Raw genomic sequence first — 15,543 nt, 5'->3', positions numbered from 1 at the left:
AAGCCCGCTAAGAACGTTGGTTCTTAACCGCTCTTCAGGCTGCGTCCAATGCCTGCCGCAGAAGATGCATGAGAGCTGCCAGCTGAATCGGCTCTGCAGCCGCTTCGTCGGCGGCCTCACCGTCGAGAGCGCGGGCCGCGAGGCCCTGCTTCTGGTCGATGAGCTCGGCGATCTTGGTGTCGATCGTGTGCGCGGCGATGATCCGCCACGCGGTCACAGGCTCGTCCTGACCGATACGGTGCACGCGGTCGATCGCCTGCGTCTGCTCGGCAGCGGTCCAGGAGAGCTCGGCGAGCACGACGTTGGACGCCGCCTGCAGGTTGAGACCCACACCCGCCGCCGTCAAGGAGCACACCGCGATCCCGACGTCGGGATCGCCGTTGAAGTCGTCGATCGCCTGCTGGCGGACCGTCGTCGTCTGGTCGCCGCGGATCGACACCGAACGGATGCCGACCGAGGCGAAGTGAGCCTCCGCACGATCCATGACGTCGATGTGCTTCGCGAAGAACACGACCTTGCCCACGGAGCGCTGCAGCTGCGCCGTGTAGTCAGCCGCGAGCTGCGCCTTGGCCTGACCGATGCGACGCACCATCGTGAAGACGTTGTCTCCACCGGTGCCCGAGGCCTTCGACTCCTCGAGCTCGTTGTGCGCGACCATGCGGACGATGTCCTCGTCGATCTCGCCGGGAGCGAGACCTCGGTCCCCACGCGCCTCGATGATGCGACGGTACTTGGCGGCGAGCCGCTCCCCCAGTTCGCGCTCGGCCTGACGGATGCTGCGGCCGAACTCGTCATCCAGCTGCACAGGCAGATCGGCGACGAGCTTGTCGGGCAGATCCGCTGCGACGTCCTTCTTCTTACGACGGACGATCCCCATCGAGATCACGGCGTCACGCGCCTCGGGGTAGAACGCCTTGTCCGCCGGCGTGTAGCCGGTGGCATCGAGCTTCTCCATCAGCTCGGGCCCGGGCTTCTCTCCGGTGGTCCAACCGAGGAACCGCCAGATCGCGTCGAAGTCCTCGACGTCGTTGATCAGCGGCGTTCCGGTGAGCGCGAGCATGAGCGGGTTGCCGCCCGGGGTACGCTCGCGCACCCGGGACGCGAGCGACAGGACGTTCTGCGACCGCTGCGATGTGAGGTTCTTGATGAAGTGCGCCTCATCGACGACCATGCCGCGCAGACCGATCGAGGACAACCACGAGAGGTGACGGTCGAGGATCTCGTAGTTCACGATGAAGATGTCGGCGAAGGCGTCGATGTCGTCGCCGTCGCCCTGGATGACCGTCGCCCGACGCTGGGGCGTCCACCGCTCGACCTCGCGCGCCCAGTTCATCTTCACGACGTTGGGCACGACGACCAAGAGCGGGTAGGCACCGGCCACGGATGCCGCGAGCAGCGACTGCGCGGTCTTACCGAGACCGGGCTCATCGGCCAACAGGAAGCTTCGGTGGCCCGCGCGCACGGACTCGAGGAAGCGCGACTGGTGCACCATCACCTCGAGGCCCTTGGGCGAGAGGTGGTCGTACTCCGGAGCGGGCGGCAGCTCCATGCTGGCGGCGGAACCGCCTGCGCCGGTCTCGAAGGCCTTGTAGAGCGGCCCCATGAGCTCCCACCCGTCGAGCCGACGACGCGGGGTCGTGGTGGCGCGGGGAGTGAGATCGGGCTCGAGGAAGGGGTTCGCGAGCTGACGCGCCTCCACCGACTCCGGGGTGACCTGTCGCTCGGCGATCGCGGCGGAGACCACCGGCATCTGCACCGGCGCGATGTCGGCGATGATCAGTTCTTCGGGGGCGAGTTCGGCCCCGGACTCCAGCAGCCAATCTCGACGCATCCGCTTGGCCACCGGCGAGGTCGCCTGATCTGCCTCGAGCAACTGGATCAGTGACGTGTCACGAGCCGCCGTCTTGGCGAGGATCGTGGCCACGCCGTCGAGCCGCTTGAGCAGTTCTGCGCGCGCCGGATCGCCGAGCTCGGCGTCGGTCTTCACGCGGGCGCGCTCTTCGCGCACCAGGAACGCGATCACCTGGAACTTGACGCGGTTGGTCGGTCCCAGCTTGCCGCGCTGCGACTTGGCCTCGATCTCACGCACCTTGCGCGCGAGGATCGGGATGAGGGGTGCCTCGTCGTCGCGACGGGACGTCTTCTTGCGCCGTGTGGCGGCGGTTGCCGTGGTCGGCATGCTCCTCCTGAGCGTGAGGGCCTCAGCACCATGCGGATGCCGGAGCCGTCTCGATGTCCGCGTGTGGCGTGAGCCAGGACCGTACGAACAGTAGATCTCCGTCTCGCCGATGCACGTGCAACACGTGAGGATCGGTGAGAACCTGCGGCAAGTCTACGCCATCACGGAGAGCCGACGAGTATTTCGGTGCCGGAGTGGCAGAGGTTCGCGCTAGGCGGATCGCGACAACACGCTCGCGGCGACGGTCACGTCATCGGCCATCTGCTCGGCGAGCTTCTCCATGCCCTCGAAGGCCACCATGCCCCGCAGCCGCTCGACGAACTCCACGCTCACGTCGTGCCCGTAGAGATCGAGTCCGGTCTTGCCCAGCACATGGGCCTCCACCTGCCGGACGAGCACGTCGTCGAAGGTGGGGTTCGTGCCGACGGAGATCGCCGAGGGGTGACGGATTCCGGTGTCGTGGTCCACCAGCCATCCGGCGTACACACCGTCTGCCGGAACGAATGCGTCGACGATCGTCGAGAGATTCGCGGTGGGGAATCCGAGCTCACGTCCCCGCTTGAGTCCGTGGACGACCTCGCCCCGCACATCGGGGTAGCGTCCGAGCACACGGGTCGCTCCCGCCACATCGCCATCGATGAGCAGTTCGCGGATCCAGGTCGACGAGACGCGCCGCGGCGAACCGGGCAGGTAGACGTCGTCGACCACCTCGACGGTGAAACCGTGCTGCGGTCCGAGTTCGCGCAGCAGATCAGGAGTTCCAGCCCCACCGCGTCCGAAGCGGAAGTCCTCCCCCACCAGCACCGTGGAGACGCGGAGCGCGTCGACGAGGATGTCGGACACGAAGTCCTCCGCGCTGCGTGCGGCGAGTTCCTCATCGAAGGTCAGAAGAAGAGTTGCATCCAGGCCGAGCTCACCCAGGAGCTCCAGCTTGCGCTCCACGGTGACGACGTTCTCGGGGCACCGATCGGGACGGAGGATCGCGAGCGGGTTCCGATCGAAGGTGACGGCGACAGCCCGCGCACCCGTTTCGACGGCCTTGTCGTTCAGTCGCCGGATCACGGCCCGGTGCCCGGCGTGGACACCGTCGAACTTGCCGATGGCGACGACGCTCGGGCCGAAGTCGGCCGGCACCTCGGCGGTGTCGCGGAAGACGATCACGCGGAGACCCCGACTCCTGGCTGCTCAGCCGCCACGGGGCGATGCGTCCGGAGCCACCAGATGCCGAAGACGGGCAGCACGAGCGGGATGAAGAGGTACCCGCGCCCGAACAGCGACCAGACGGTCTCGTGCTGGAACAGCGCCGGCAACACGATGCTCAACACCCCGACGACCAGCACTCCGGTGAGCTCGAAGACGATCGCCACCCACGCGATCGTGTACCAGCCACGCCGGCGCGCGAGGATCAGACCGAGTGTGGCGACGATGTAGACGACGGCGGCGAGAGCCGACAGCGAGTACGCCAGAGGAGCTTCGTCGAATCGGCGGACGATCTGCACGAAGCTGCGACCCGTCGCGGCGAGAGCCATCACGGCATACACGATGACGAGGACGCGACCGATTCCGGTCATCCGGGAGGAGGGGGTGAGGGTGCTCATAGCGCATTCCATCCTAGAGCCGCCGGGGCCTCCGGGATTCCGCGACGACGCACCGTTACGCGATCTGGATGGTCCAGATCGCGAGCATGCGCCAGAGCATCACCGCGATCGCGAGAGCGGCAACGCCGAGGATCACGGTGCTCCACCTGCTTCGCTCCATCAGAGCCCACAGCACGGCGCCGACCGGCAGCAGAGCCGCAGACACCAGGTAGACCCAGTACTCCAGGAGATCGCCCGTCGGAGGGTTGCCCGCGAGCGGGGCGATGATCGCCACCACGATCTGCACCACGAGGAGCGCTTCGACCAGCGCGAGCGCACCGACCGTGAAGTCGCTCGGACGACGACCGACGAGTCCCATCACGGTGCAGAAGACGCCGGCTCCGACGGCCACGATGATCTGCAGGATCGTGAACCACTGGATCATCGCACGCCCTCCGGCATGTTCATGGTGCTCTTGAGGTCGGCGCCGCGCTTCTCCACGATCCCGACGAGCACGCCCTCCTGATCGATCGCCGCGGCGAGCGTCCCGTCCAGGCGCGTCGCCTGCGCGATCAGCTTCTTGCCATGGCGGAGATCGCGTGCCTCATCAGCCGAGACCTCGAGCGGCTGCAGGATCTGCGCCGCCGCCTGGGCGGGGCTGAGAGTCGCCGCGCCCTCGAGCTCGTCGATCCCGACGGAGTCCACGAGATCGAACGGTCCCACCCGGGTGCGACGGAGCGCCGTCAGATGGCCCCCGACGCCGAGCGCTGCTCCGAGATCGCGGGCGAGGGCACGGATGTAGGTTCCCGACGAGCAGTCGACCACGACGTCGAGATCGCGATGACCGGATCCGGCGCGCTCGGCGAGGACGTCGAACCGTGAGACGACGACATCGCGCGCGGCGAGGACGACGTCTTCCCCCGCACGGACGCGATCGTAGGCGCGCTGCCCGTCGACCTTGATCGCGGAGACCGCGCTGGGAATTTGGGAGATCGGGCCGGTGAGGGCCGCGATCTCGGCGGCGATCGCCTCCGAAGTCACGGAGGACCAGGACTCCGGCGGGGCCTGGGTGAGGATCTCGCCCTCCGCGTCATCCGTACCGGTGCTCTGCCCGAGTCGGATGGTCGCGTAGTACGTCTTGTCCGCGCCCACGACGTAGGTGAGCAACCGCGTGGCCCCCTCGATGCCGAGCACGAGCAGACCGGTCGCCATCGGGTCCAGCGTGCCCGCATGCCCCACCTTGCGGGTGCCGAACGCGCGGCGGGTGCGGGCGACGACGTCATGGCTGGTCAGTCCAGCGGGCTTGTCGACGAGGAGGATGCCGGGCGAGACCATTCGTCCAGCCTACGGGGCGCGTTCGCGGGTCGCGCACGGGTCCGCCGGTTCGCTGCACGGCATGGCCGCTCGCATAGGCTGTCGGGGTGCCCCCGCCCTCCACTCCTCCTCGCGCGCTCCTCGCGACGCGCCTGCGCGAGTGGTACACGAACAGTGCCCGTGACCTCCCCTGGCGCCGACCGGAGTTCCATGAGGAGTTCGGAGCGTGGGGCGTGCTCGTCAGCGAGTTCATGCTGCAGCAGACACCGGTGAACCGCGTGATCCCCCGCCTCGACGCCTGGCTGCGTCGCTGGCCGACGCCGACCGCGATGGCCGGCGCCACGCCCGCGGAGGTCGTCCAGCAGTGGGCGAACCTCGGCTACCCCCGCCGAGCGCTCTGGTTGCATCAGGCGGCCGTCGAGGTCACCGCTCGGCACGGCGGAGTGGTCCCCCGAGACATCGATGCGCTGCTCGCGCTCTCCGGCATCGGCGACTACACCGCCCGCGCTGTCGCCGTTTTCGCCTATGGCGACCACCATCCCGTCGTCGACACCAACACGCGTCGGGTTCTCGCCCGCGCCATCGAGGGCCGCGCGCATCCCGCTCCCCCCTCTCGGCGCGATCTCACGCTCATGGCGTCGTTGCTTCCGTCGGCGGACGACGAAGCAGCGGCCTTCAACGCTGCCGCGATGGAACTCGGCGCGACGATCTGCACCGCACGGTCACCCCGATGCGAAGAGTGCCCCATCGCCATGGACTGCGCATGGCTCGCGGAAGGTCGCCCCGACACCGAAGACACCCGGAGGCGCCAGGCGACTTATGAGGGCTCGGACCGACAAGCTCGCGGCGCCGCGTTGCGTCTTCTCCGTGAATCATCGAGCGCATCGGCGCCCCTCGATCAGGTGCTCGCCGACTGGCCCGATCCAGCGCAGCGCGATCGCGCGATCGATTCGCTCATCGCCGACGGCCTGGCCGAGGCGCGGGAAGGTCGACTCTCCCTTCCCGGCTGACGGTGTCAGGTGTGACGGTTGGTCCGGTGCGCCAGTACCGTGAGCTCGACCCGCGTGCGTACCTCGAGCTTCGAGAACACCCGCCCGAGGTGGACCTCCACCGTGCGGATCGAGACCACCAGTGCGTCGGCGATCTCGCGGTTCGACGCACCGGTGACCGCTCGCATGGCCGTCTCGAGCTCCCGGCTGGTCAGGAGATGCGCCCATGCCCGTCGACACGCGGACAGCGCGTCGTTCGACGCGGTGCCCTGCTCCGAGGAATGGTCCAGCCGCGACAGCCGCTCCTGCACCGCCGTCGCCCATGCCGTGGCGCCCGCCACCTCGAAGAGGCTGTGAGCGGCGAGAAGATGGGTACTGGCTGACCTCACGTCGTCGCGGATCGCCGATTGAGCCCCGATCACCGCCTCGACCCGTCCGCGTTCGAACGGAGATCGCAGTCCGCGAGCCCTGGCATGCACCTCGTCGCGCACAGTGCTCCAGCGTCCGTCGGCCGCCGAGCGCAGACGCCGTCGCAGATCCTGTGCGACGCGCGCTTCCGGCGGCCCGACGAGATGCGACGCGGGCACCTTCTGATGCGCGGACCCGAGCACTTCATCGATGCCCGGAACCGCCCACGTCGTCTGCGGTGACCCCAGGTCGGACCACAGGCGTGCCGTCGATGCGGCGTCCTCGGCAGCGCCCGCGAGATACGAGCGGATGCTCCGGTCCACCAGCAGATCGATCCTGACGGCGGGCGGCAGCGCATCCGTCAGCGCACGGGACACCGGGCCCACCTCACCGATCACGGCGAGGTCGAGACGCCGGGCGAGCACGACACCCAGTCCCGCGAACGGAAGACCGACGGGCAACGCCGCCGCCGCGAGCTGCATACGATCACGAGCGCTGCCGATGTCGCCCCTCCACACGAGGAGCAGCACCTCCAGCACCACACGGTAGGCGCGGACGAGGGCGCTGTTCTCGAAGCCCGCGATGAAGGGGTCGAGTTCCGGCCCGATCGAGGAGCTGTGCGTGGCCAAGACGTGCAGACCGAGGTCGATGTCGCCATCGACCGCGGCCCGGAGAGCCCGAAGCATCCCCCCGGTCACAGCGCCCGCTCCTTCGACCCCGTCGCCCTCGGTGTCGCCCACGACGAGCCAGCTCAACGCGACGACGGGGTCGCGCAGCTCCTGCTCGGCACCGACCCGTGCGCTTCCCTCCCGCAGTGCGTCGAGCCAGACGCGCATCCGTCGGCGATCCCCGCGCTCCGCGCTCAATCCGGCAGCGAGGGCGGCCGCGCGGGTCCAGGCATACCAATCCTGAGGATCATCAGAGGTGGGCTTGAATGCTCCGGGGTCGACGTCGGGTACGGCTCCGCGCATCGTGGACTGGGCGACCAGGAGTGCCGCGAGTCCTTGGAGCCGCTGCCTCTCGCCGCCGTCCGGGAAGAGACCGCCGAGCTGCGTCGCCGCCTCTCGGGCGAAGCCCCCGCCGATGGCCGATGCTCCTGCGACGAGACGCGCCTCATCCCTCAGCTCCCCGGTCGCATGCCGCGCCGCTTCGACGGAGAGCAGCAGTGCACGGTCGGAGTCCCCGGCTTCCGAGAGCTCTCTGGCGATCCGGATCAGCTCCGGCGCGGTAGAGGGTTGTCCGTGCAGCGATCCTCTGGCGCGATGCCAGTCGAGCCGCCATCGGTTCTGCTCCGACGCCTGAACCGCGCCCAAGCGCTCATGCACGGCCTCGACGACGCCGGGGCGCGCCGTGGCGCACGCCCAGATCCCCAGGCGCGGATCGACAAGGCGAATGCGACCGGCACGCAGGGAGAGATCGGCACTCACGGCGCTTCGCCCGATCTCCTCAGCCGTACGACCGTCGAACTCCAGCACCGGCGCCAGCGTGTCGTCGAGCGAGACCGCGACAGCGATGATCAGTTCCCGATCAGCCGGTGAGAGCTGCCTCCCCTCGAACAGCGCCGAGACGGCGGGCACGATGGGAAGCGGATCGGGCAACGGCGACATCCCGTGGCGTTGCGCCGGGGTGAGACGCTGCGCGATCTCACGGATCGCGACGGGATCGCGATTCAGATGTCGAGCGAGCCGCGAGAGCACATGCGGGGCGCATCCCACGTCATGTCGTCGCAGATCATCGATGAATCGCCCCAGTGCCGCAGGCGTGATGAAATCGCCCGAATGCGCGCTCGTCGCGTATATGCCAGCCCCCTCACGCAGCGCGAGCCACCCGCCTCGCCCAGCAGAGGCTAGCAAGGGTGGCGCGACGACGGCGGAACAACCCCCAGATGTGGTGGCTGCTCCGCCGTCAGCGAGGGCTCAGCGCTCCTCGGAGCCTTCGGCCTCGTCCGCGCGCACATAGGGATCTGCGTCCCCGGCGTGCGAGGCGGACGACGCGAGCTTGGCGACCTCGGCATCACGCTCGTGCGCCTCGCGCAGGAGCGCGGAGATGTGATCCGCGTTCTCAGGGAGCGCATCGGGGATGAACTCCAGCGTCGGAACGAGGCGGGTGCTCAGTTGTCTCCCGACCTCGCTGCGCAGCATCCCCGTCGCAGAGGTGAGGGCGGCACCGCTCGCGACGCGCTCCTCCTCCGTGCCGAGAACGGTGTAGAACACCGACGCATGCTGAAGGTCGCCGCTCACGCGGACATCCGTGAGGGTCACGAAGCCGAGACGAGGATCGCGCAACCCCTTCTCCAGGCGCTCTGCAAGGATCACGCGGATACGGTCCGCAAGACGGGCCTGTCGTTCACCAGCCATTGTTCTCTCCTGTCCACGACGTCCTCGGGCGAGGATGCGCTGTGCACCCTCGCCCGAAGATATCGAGATGATTACTGCTAGCCTCGCGGCTTCTCGATGAGCTCGGTGGTCTCGATCTCATCGCCGATCTGGATGTCGTTGAACTTGCCCAGGCCGATACCCGCCTCGTAGTCCGTACGGACTTCGGTGACGTCGTCCTTGAAGCGGCGCAGCGACTCGATGGCGAGGCCATCCGCCAGCACGACGCCATCGCGGATGACGCGAGCCTTGGCGTTTCGTGTGATCGTTCCCGAGCGCACGATGACACCGGCGATGTTGCCGAACTTCGAGGAGCGGAACACCTCGCGGATCTCGGCGACACCGGACTGGATCTCTTCGAACTCCGGCTTGAGCATGCCCTTGAGCGAGCTCTCGATCTCATCGATGGCGTTGTAGATCACCGAGTAGAACCGGATGTCCACGCCTTCACGCTGAGCACGCTCGCGTGCCTTCGTGTCGGGGCGGACGTTGAAGCCCACGATGATCGCGTTGTCGATCGTCGCCAGGTTCACATCGGACTCGGTGATGGCACCGACGCCACGGTGGATGATGCGCAGTTGCACCGAATCATCGACCTCGATCTTGAGGAGCGACTCCTCGAGCGCCTCGACGGCACCGGAGACGTCACCCTTGATGATGAGGTTGAGCGACTCGACCTTGCCGTCTTCGAGAGCACGGGTGAAGTCCTCGAGCGAGATGCGCTTGCGAGCCTTGGCCAGCTGCGCGTTGCGCTCGACGGCCTCACGCTTCTCAGCGATCTGGCGAGCCATGCGGTCCTCTTCGGTGACGATGAAGACGTCACCGGCGCGGGGCACGGAGTTCAGACCCTGCACCTGCACGGGGCGGGACGGGTAGGCCTCGAGCACGGCGTCGCCGTTCTCATCGGCCATCGCACGCACGCGGCCGTAAGCCGTGCCCGCGACGATCGCGTCACCGATCCGGAGCGTTCCGGACTGGATGAGCACCGTGGCGACCGAACCGCGGCCCTTGTCGAGCTTCGCTTCGATGGCGACACCGCGGGCACCCTTGTTCGGGTTGGCCGTGAGGTCGAGACCGGCATCCGCAGTGAGCAGCACGGCGTCCAGGAGTTCCTGGATGCCGGTGCCGGCGCGAGCGGAGACGTCGACGAACATCACGTCGCCACCGAACTCCTCGGCGACCAGACCGTACTCGGTCAGCTGCTGACGGACCTTCGAGGGGTTCGCGTCGGGCTTGTCGACCTTGTTGACCGCGACCACGATCGGCACGTTCGCCGCCTGCGCGTGGTTGAGTGCCTCGACCGTCTGCGGCATGATGCCGTCGTCGGCCGCGACCACCAGGATCGCGAGGTCGGTGACCTGCGCACCACGGGCACGCATGGCGGTGAACGCCTCGTGACCCGGGGTGTCGATGAAGGTGATGGCGCGCTCGATGCCGTCGTGCTCGGTCCAGACCTGGTAGGCACCGATGTGCTGGGTGATGCCACCGGCCTCACCCTCGATGACGTTGGTCTGACGGATCGCGTCGAGGAGTCGGGTCTTACCGTGGTCGACGTGACCCATGACGGTGACGACCGGCGGACGGATCTCGAGGTCGTCCTCGCTCTCCTCCTCGAGCTCCTGCTCCAGGTTGAGACCGAAGCCCTCGAGGAGCTCCTTGTCCTCGTCCTCGGGCGAGACCATCTGGATCTTGTAGCCGAGCTCGGCACCCAGGACCTCGAAGGTCGCCTCGTCCAGAGACTCGGTGGCCGTGGCCATCTCACCCAGGTTGAAGAGGATCGTGACAAGGGTTCCGGGCTGGACCGTGTAACCGGTCAGCGTCTCGATCTTGTCGGCGAAGTCCGCGATGGACGCACCACGACGCATGCGGATGATCTCGCCGTTGCCGCGCGTGACGTTGACGCCACCGACGACCGGGGCGCTCCGCATCTCGAATTCCTGCCGCTTCGCCCGCCGCGACTTGCGCTGCTTGCTCTTGCCGCCACCCTTACCGAAGGCACCAGCGGTACCTCCACCGGGGCCACGGCCACGCCCGCCGCCGCCACCGGGACGACCGGCGAAGCCGCCACCACCACCGGGACGAGCGCCGGGCCCACCGGCACCGGGTCCACCGGCACCGCCGGGACGACCGGGACCGCCGGGACGCTGCTGGAACGGAGCGCCGCCGGGACGACCACCCTGACCGCCGCGCGGAGCGCCGGGACGGGGGGAACCGGGACGAGGCGCACCCGGACGCGGGGCGCCGGGACGAGGCGCCTGCGGACGCGGGATGTTGCCGGGCGTCGGGCTCGGGCGCTGGCCCATGCCCTGCGCCGAGGCGAAGGGGTTGTTGCCCGGACGCGGACCAGCGGGACGCTGACCCATGCCCTGCGCCGACGAGAACGGGTTGTTGCCCGGACGCGGAGCACCGGGCTTCGGAGCGCCGCCGTCAGCGGGCTTCGAGTCAGCCGGCGCGGCAGGCTCGGCCGGAGCAGCCGGCTCCGCGGGTGCTCCGGCCGCAGGCGCGACCTCGGCAACGGGGGCGGGTGCCTCCGGGGCGGGCTTGGGACCCGGCTTGGGGCCGGGGGTCGGCGCGGGCTTACCGGCGGGCTTCGCCGCAGGCTTGGCCGCCGCCGGTGCAGCGTCAGCGGAAGGCTTGAGGGACGCATCAGCCTCGATCGCCGCACGCAGCTTGCGCGCAACCGGCGGTTCGATGGTCGATGACGGGCTCTTCACGAACTCGCCGAGTTCCTTGAGCTTTGCAAGTGCGATCTTGCTGTCGACGCCGAGTTCGGCGGCGATCTCATGTACGCGTGGTTTACCAGCCACAATTCTCCTGTCTGAGTCGGTCCACCCAGACAGGGCAGACCACTAGTCGCGGACGGGTCTCATTTCGAGCCGTTCACTTTGTTTCCATAGCTGTTCAGCCTTTGTTTCTTGGTGGGTTCTGTTCGAAGGTCCGCGTGTCCAACTGAGTGGTCACACGCAGTGCACGTCCGAAGGCGCCCCGCCGCAGCGCGGTCTGGATGCATTCGGGTGTCGGATGCACCCACGCGCCGCGACCCGGCAGAACCGCACGCTCATCAGCGATGAGGATGTCGTTCTGGGACACCACCCTGAGAAGGGCGGAGCGGGAAGCACGCGTGCGACAACCGACGCACGTTCGTACGGGTTCCATCTTACACCTGCGTTCCGTCCCGCTTCGCGCGATCGCCGGCCGGGTCGATCGGAATCGTCTGGTCAGTCGAGCACGCTGTCGGGCTGGATGTCGATCTTCGCGCCGGTCAGCTTGGCAGCCAGACGGGCGTTCTGGCCCTCCTTGCCGATCGCCAGCGACAGCTGGTAATCGGGGACGAGCGCCCGAACGGCCTTCGTGCCCGCGTCGAGGATGAAGGCGCTGGTCACCTTCGCCGGCGAGAGCGCGTTCGCGACGAACGGCGCGAGCTCGGCGTCGAAGTCGACGATGTCGATCTTCTCGCCCGCGAGCTCCTCGGTGACCGCGCGCACGCGACGCCCCATCTCTCCGATGCAGGCACCCTTGGCGTTGATCGCCGGGTCGTTCGCCTTGACGGCGATCTTCGTGCGGTGACCGGCCTCACGCGCGAGCGCGACGATCTCCACGAGTCCCGCGGCGATCTCGGGCACCTCGAGGGCGAACAGCTTGCGGACCAGACCCGGGTGCGTGCGCGAGACGGTGATCTGCGGCCCCTTGAGCCCCTTCGCAACGCTGGTGACGTACACGCGCAGGCGCGACCCGTGGGTGTACTCCTCGCCGGGCACCTGCTCTTCCGGAGGGAGGATCGCCTCGACCGCGCCGAGGTCGACGTGGATCATGCGGGGGTTCGGCCCCTGCTGGATCACTCCGGCGACGATGTCGCCCTCCTTGTCCTTGAAGTCGCCCAGCACGACGTCGTCCGCGATGTCGCGGAGGCGCTGGCTGATGACCTGCTTGGCGGCGAAGGCGGCGATGCGACCGAAGTCATCGGGGGTGGCGTCCTCCTCACCGATGATGACGTCTTCCTCATCGCGGACGACCTTGAGCACGGCCACGTGGCCGGTCTTGCGGTCGAGGTGGACGCGCACGCCTTCGGGGGCGGGGCCTTCCGGCGAGACGTGCTTGGCGTACGCCGTCAGGATCGCCTGTTCGATGATCGAGACGAGTTCATCGAAGGGAATCGCCTTCTCCTTCTCGATCTCCACGCAGCAGACTCAGTTCGATGTCCATGACGGCCTCTCCTATTCAGCTCTCGTCGCGCCTGTATGCACGCGCGACATCCGTACCACGATACCCTGTGCCCACCGCCGCCGCATGTCACGGCGGCTCCCCACCGCGGGACAGCGACGTCGCAGGAGGACCAGTGAGCGAGTTCGACACCATCGTGATCGGAGCCGGGATGTCCGGCACGACCGCAGCCCGGATGCTGGCCGACGCCGGTCAGCGCGTCGTCGTGCTGGAGGCACGAGACCGCATCGGGGGCCGCATGCACACCGACCGCGCGGCCGGTTTCCCGGTCGATCGCGGCGCGTCGTGGATCCACGGGATCGATGGTTCGCCTCTGTGGGATCTCGTCCAGACGTTGGACATCCCCACCCTCGAGTACACGGTCGGCAGCTTCCAGGTGGGCGGACGCCCCATCGAGAACTTCGACGCCGACGGACAGGTGATGGATGCCGCCGCGACGGCGCAGTGGATCGCCGATGTCGACGCCGCCGACGCCGCGCTGGCCGAGGAGATCGCCCGGTCGACGGCCGGCGACACGTATCTCGACGTGACGGAGCGTGCCCTGGACCGCTCCGGGCTCTCCCCCGAGCGGATCGACGAGGTCCGCGAGTTCTTCCGTCATCGCGTGGAAGAGCAATGCGGCGCGTGGATCGGTGATCTCGACGCACACGGTCTCGATGAGGATGCGATCGATGGAGACGAGGTGATCTTCCCCCGCGGCTACGACGAGCTTCCTCGGCGCATCGCGGCCGGACTCGACATCCGCCTGAACACGATCGTGTCCGCCGTCACGACGACGGCGGGTGGCGTCGAGGTATCCACCGACGACGGCGTCTTCTCGGCCGCACAGGTGATCGTGACGGTGCCCCTGGGAGTGCTGAAGGCCGGCCGGATCACCTTCGAGCCCGCGCTTCCCGATGAGGTGGCAGGTCCCATCGAGCGTCTCGGAATGGGTGTGTTCAATAAAGTCTTCCTGCAGTTCCCCTCTCGGTTCTGGGGGGAGGACAGCTATGTGCTGCGCGCGCTCGGCGAGGCCGGCGAACGGTGGCACTCCTGGTACGACGTCTCCGCCGTGAGCGGCATCCCCACGCTCCTCACGTTCGCCGCCGGTCCGTTCGGTCGACGCATGCAGGCGCTCCCCGACGGTGAGGTCGTCGCAGATGTCATGTCGGCACTGCGACACCTGTACGGCGGCGCCGTTCCGGAGCCGATCGCGCACTGGATCACCCACTGGGGCGAGGATGACTACTCGATCGGCTCATACTCCCACCTGGCCCTGGGCTCTTCGCATCACGATCACGACGCCCTCGCAGGTCCCGTCGGCGGGGTTCTGCACTTCGCGGGCGAGGCGACCTGGGGCGACGAACCGGCCACGGTCGGCGCCGCGTACTACTCCGGGAGGCGTGCGGCGGAGCGGGTGCTCGGCGCACCGGTCGATCTGTCGGCGTTCGCCGCCGCCATCACAGCGCGCGAGCGGACGGCAGCCGGTTGATCGCCGCGATCACGCGGAACAGATTGCCGACCTGACGCTGATCGAGGTGCAGCATCAGCCGTGGGAGATGGAGCACGTCGGCATCTCCCACCTCGGGCTGCAGCGGCGCGGTGCGCTCGATCCGGCCTGAGATCAACATGGTCCCGAAGCGGTCGTTGAGGTCGTCGATCTCCGCGTCGGTCGGGAGCGCCCGCAGGCGGAGCACCAGCGCGTCGCCCACCCACCGCAACGAGTCGTAGTTCCGCCAGAAGCCGGTGATCTCCTCCCGCGCCACATCGACGGAGTCCGTGATCACGACACGATCGAAGTCGCCCTCGGAGATCACACCGGTGGGAGCGAGATCCTCGTCGATGAAGCGGCGCAGCCCCTGCCAGAAGGTACCGCCCGGCTGGTCGAGCAGCACGATGGGAGTCGGCTCCGCCTTGCCCGTCTGCTGCAGTGTGAGCAGTTCGAACATCTCGTCCAGAGTGCCGAATCCGCCCGGCAGGCAGATGAAACCGCTGGACTCCTTGATCAGCATGAGCTTCCTGGTGAAGAAGTACTTCATGGCCACGACATGATCCTGACCCGCGACCAGTCCGTTCGCCTTCTCCTCGAAGGGCAGCCGGATCGACACCCCGAGCGACATCTTCGGACCCGCCCCTTCGGCTGCAGCCTGCATGATCCCGGGACCTGCGCCCGTCACGACCATCCAGCCGTCCTGCGCCACCACATCGGCCACATCACGCGCCTGCAGGTACAACGGGTCGTCCTGCCGGGTGCGTGCGGAGCCGAACACCGTGACCTTCGGCACACCGCGATACGGCGCGAACAGACGGAAGGCGTCCCGCATCTCCGCGAGCGCCGCCGACGCGATCTTCAGATCGAGCCGGTCGGCCCCGTCCTCACCGAGGAGGATGGCCGTGCGCAGCATCCGCATCACGAGGCGTCGGTCGGAGTGCACCCCGGCATCGTCGAGCACGGCGTTGATCTCGGCGCTGAGGCCTGCGGGCAGCGGTTCGTCGGTCAT

The 15,543-nt window shown here is 68.2% G+C and carries 12 protein-coding genes and 1 pseudogene; 2 read left to right on the top strand and 11 right to left on the bottom strand.

Features of this window, described 5'->3' with window-relative positions; translation table 11 throughout:
• Positions 1–34: 34 nt before the first annotated feature.
• The 5 genes from P0Y60_09090 to truB form a co-directional block, all read right to left on the bottom strand.
• Positions 35–2,179 (bottom strand): DEAD/DEAH box helicase, encoded by a 2,145-nt coding sequence (locus tag P0Y60_09090; protein ID WEK59546.1) that lies wholly within the window; start codon positions 2,177–2,179, stop codon positions 35–37.
• Positions 2,180–2,389: 210 nt separating this feature from the next.
• Positions 2,390–3,340, bottom strand: a complete 951-nt coding sequence (locus tag P0Y60_09085; GenBank protein WEK59545.1) for a bifunctional riboflavin kinase/FAD synthetase — start codon at positions 3,338–3,340, stop codon at positions 2,390–2,392.
• Positions 3,337–3,750, bottom strand: a complete 414-nt coding sequence (locus P0Y60_09080; GenBank protein ID WEK62886.1) for a hypothetical protein — start codon at positions 3,748–3,750, stop codon at positions 3,337–3,339. The genes P0Y60_09085 and P0Y60_09080 overlap by 4 nt, the downstream gene beginning before the upstream one ends.
• Before the next feature lie 82 nt (positions 3,751–3,832).
• Entirely contained in the window at positions 3,833–4,201 is a 369-nt protein-coding gene (locus tag P0Y60_09075; protein ID WEK59544.1) for a hypothetical protein, read from the bottom strand.
• Entirely contained in the window at positions 4,198–5,091 is an 894-nt protein-coding gene (gene truB / locus P0Y60_09070) for a tRNA pseudouridine(55) synthase TruB (GenBank protein WEK59543.1), read from the bottom strand. Before truB ends, P0Y60_09075 begins: the two co-directional genes overlap by 4 nt.
• Before the next feature lie 86 nt (positions 5,092–5,177).
• Here truB and P0Y60_09065 point away from each other — a divergent pair, with 86 nt between their 5' ends.
• Positions 5,178–6,080, top strand: coding sequence for an A/G-specific adenine glycosylase (locus P0Y60_09065; protein ID WEK59542.1), 903 nt, complete (start codon positions 5,178–5,180; stop codon positions 6,078–6,080).
• Between the two features lie 5 nt (positions 6,081–6,085).
• On the opposite strand, the gene P0Y60_09060 is transcribed toward P0Y60_09065, so the two are convergent.
• The 5 genes and pseudogenes from P0Y60_09060 to nusA form a co-directional block, all read right to left on the bottom strand.
• Positions 6,086–8,182 carry a LuxR C-terminal-related transcriptional regulator gene (locus tag P0Y60_09060; protein ID WEK59541.1) on the bottom strand — a complete coding sequence of 699 codons (2,097 nt, stop codon included), beginning with the start codon at positions 8,180–8,182 and terminating at the stop codon, positions 6,086–6,088.
• Positions 8,183–8,383: 201 nt separating this feature from the next.
• Positions 8,384–8,824 carry a 30S ribosome-binding factor RbfA gene (gene rbfA, locus P0Y60_09055; protein ID WEK59540.1) on the bottom strand — a complete coding sequence of 147 codons (441 nt, stop codon included), beginning with the start codon at positions 8,822–8,824 and terminating at the stop codon, positions 8,384–8,386.
• A gap of 77 nt (positions 8,825–8,901) precedes the next feature.
• Positions 8,902–11,649, bottom strand: coding sequence for a translation initiation factor IF-2 (gene infB / locus P0Y60_09050; GenBank protein ID WEK59539.1), 2,748 nt, complete (start codon positions 11,647–11,649; stop codon positions 8,902–8,904).
• 94 nt (positions 11,650–11,743) lie between these two features.
• Positions 11,744–11,998 carry a YlxR family protein gene (locus tag P0Y60_09045; protein WEK59538.1) on the bottom strand — a complete coding sequence of 85 codons (255 nt, stop codon included), beginning with the start codon at positions 11,996–11,998 and terminating at the stop codon, positions 11,744–11,746.
• Positions 11,999–12,060: 62 nt separating this feature from the next.
• Positions 12,061–13,045, bottom strand: a pseudogene (gene nusA / locus P0Y60_09040) (transcription termination factor NusA).
• Positions 13,046–13,178: 133 nt separating this feature from the next.
• Here nusA and P0Y60_09035 point away from each other — a divergent pair.
• Positions 13,179–14,534, top strand: a complete 1,356-nt coding sequence (locus tag P0Y60_09035; protein ID WEK59537.1) for an NAD(P)/FAD-dependent oxidoreductase — start codon at positions 13,179–13,181, stop codon at positions 14,532–14,534.
• On the opposite strand, the gene P0Y60_09030 is transcribed toward P0Y60_09035, so the two are convergent.
• On the bottom strand, positions 14,503–15,543 hold the full coding sequence (locus P0Y60_09030) for a TIGR00730 family Rossman fold protein (protein WEK59536.1): 1,041 nt from the start codon (positions 15,541–15,543) through the stop codon (positions 14,503–14,505). The two genes, P0Y60_09035 and P0Y60_09030, sit on opposite strands and share 32 nt — an antisense overlap.

Origin of the sequence: Candidatus Microbacterium colombiense (genome assembly GCA_029203165.1) — a bacterium.
In the GTDB taxonomy this organism is placed as follows: Bacteria; Actinomycetota; Actinomycetes; order Actinomycetales; family Microbacteriaceae; genus Microbacterium; species Microbacterium colombiense.
This window is presented reverse-complemented; position numbering and strand designations above follow the sequence as displayed.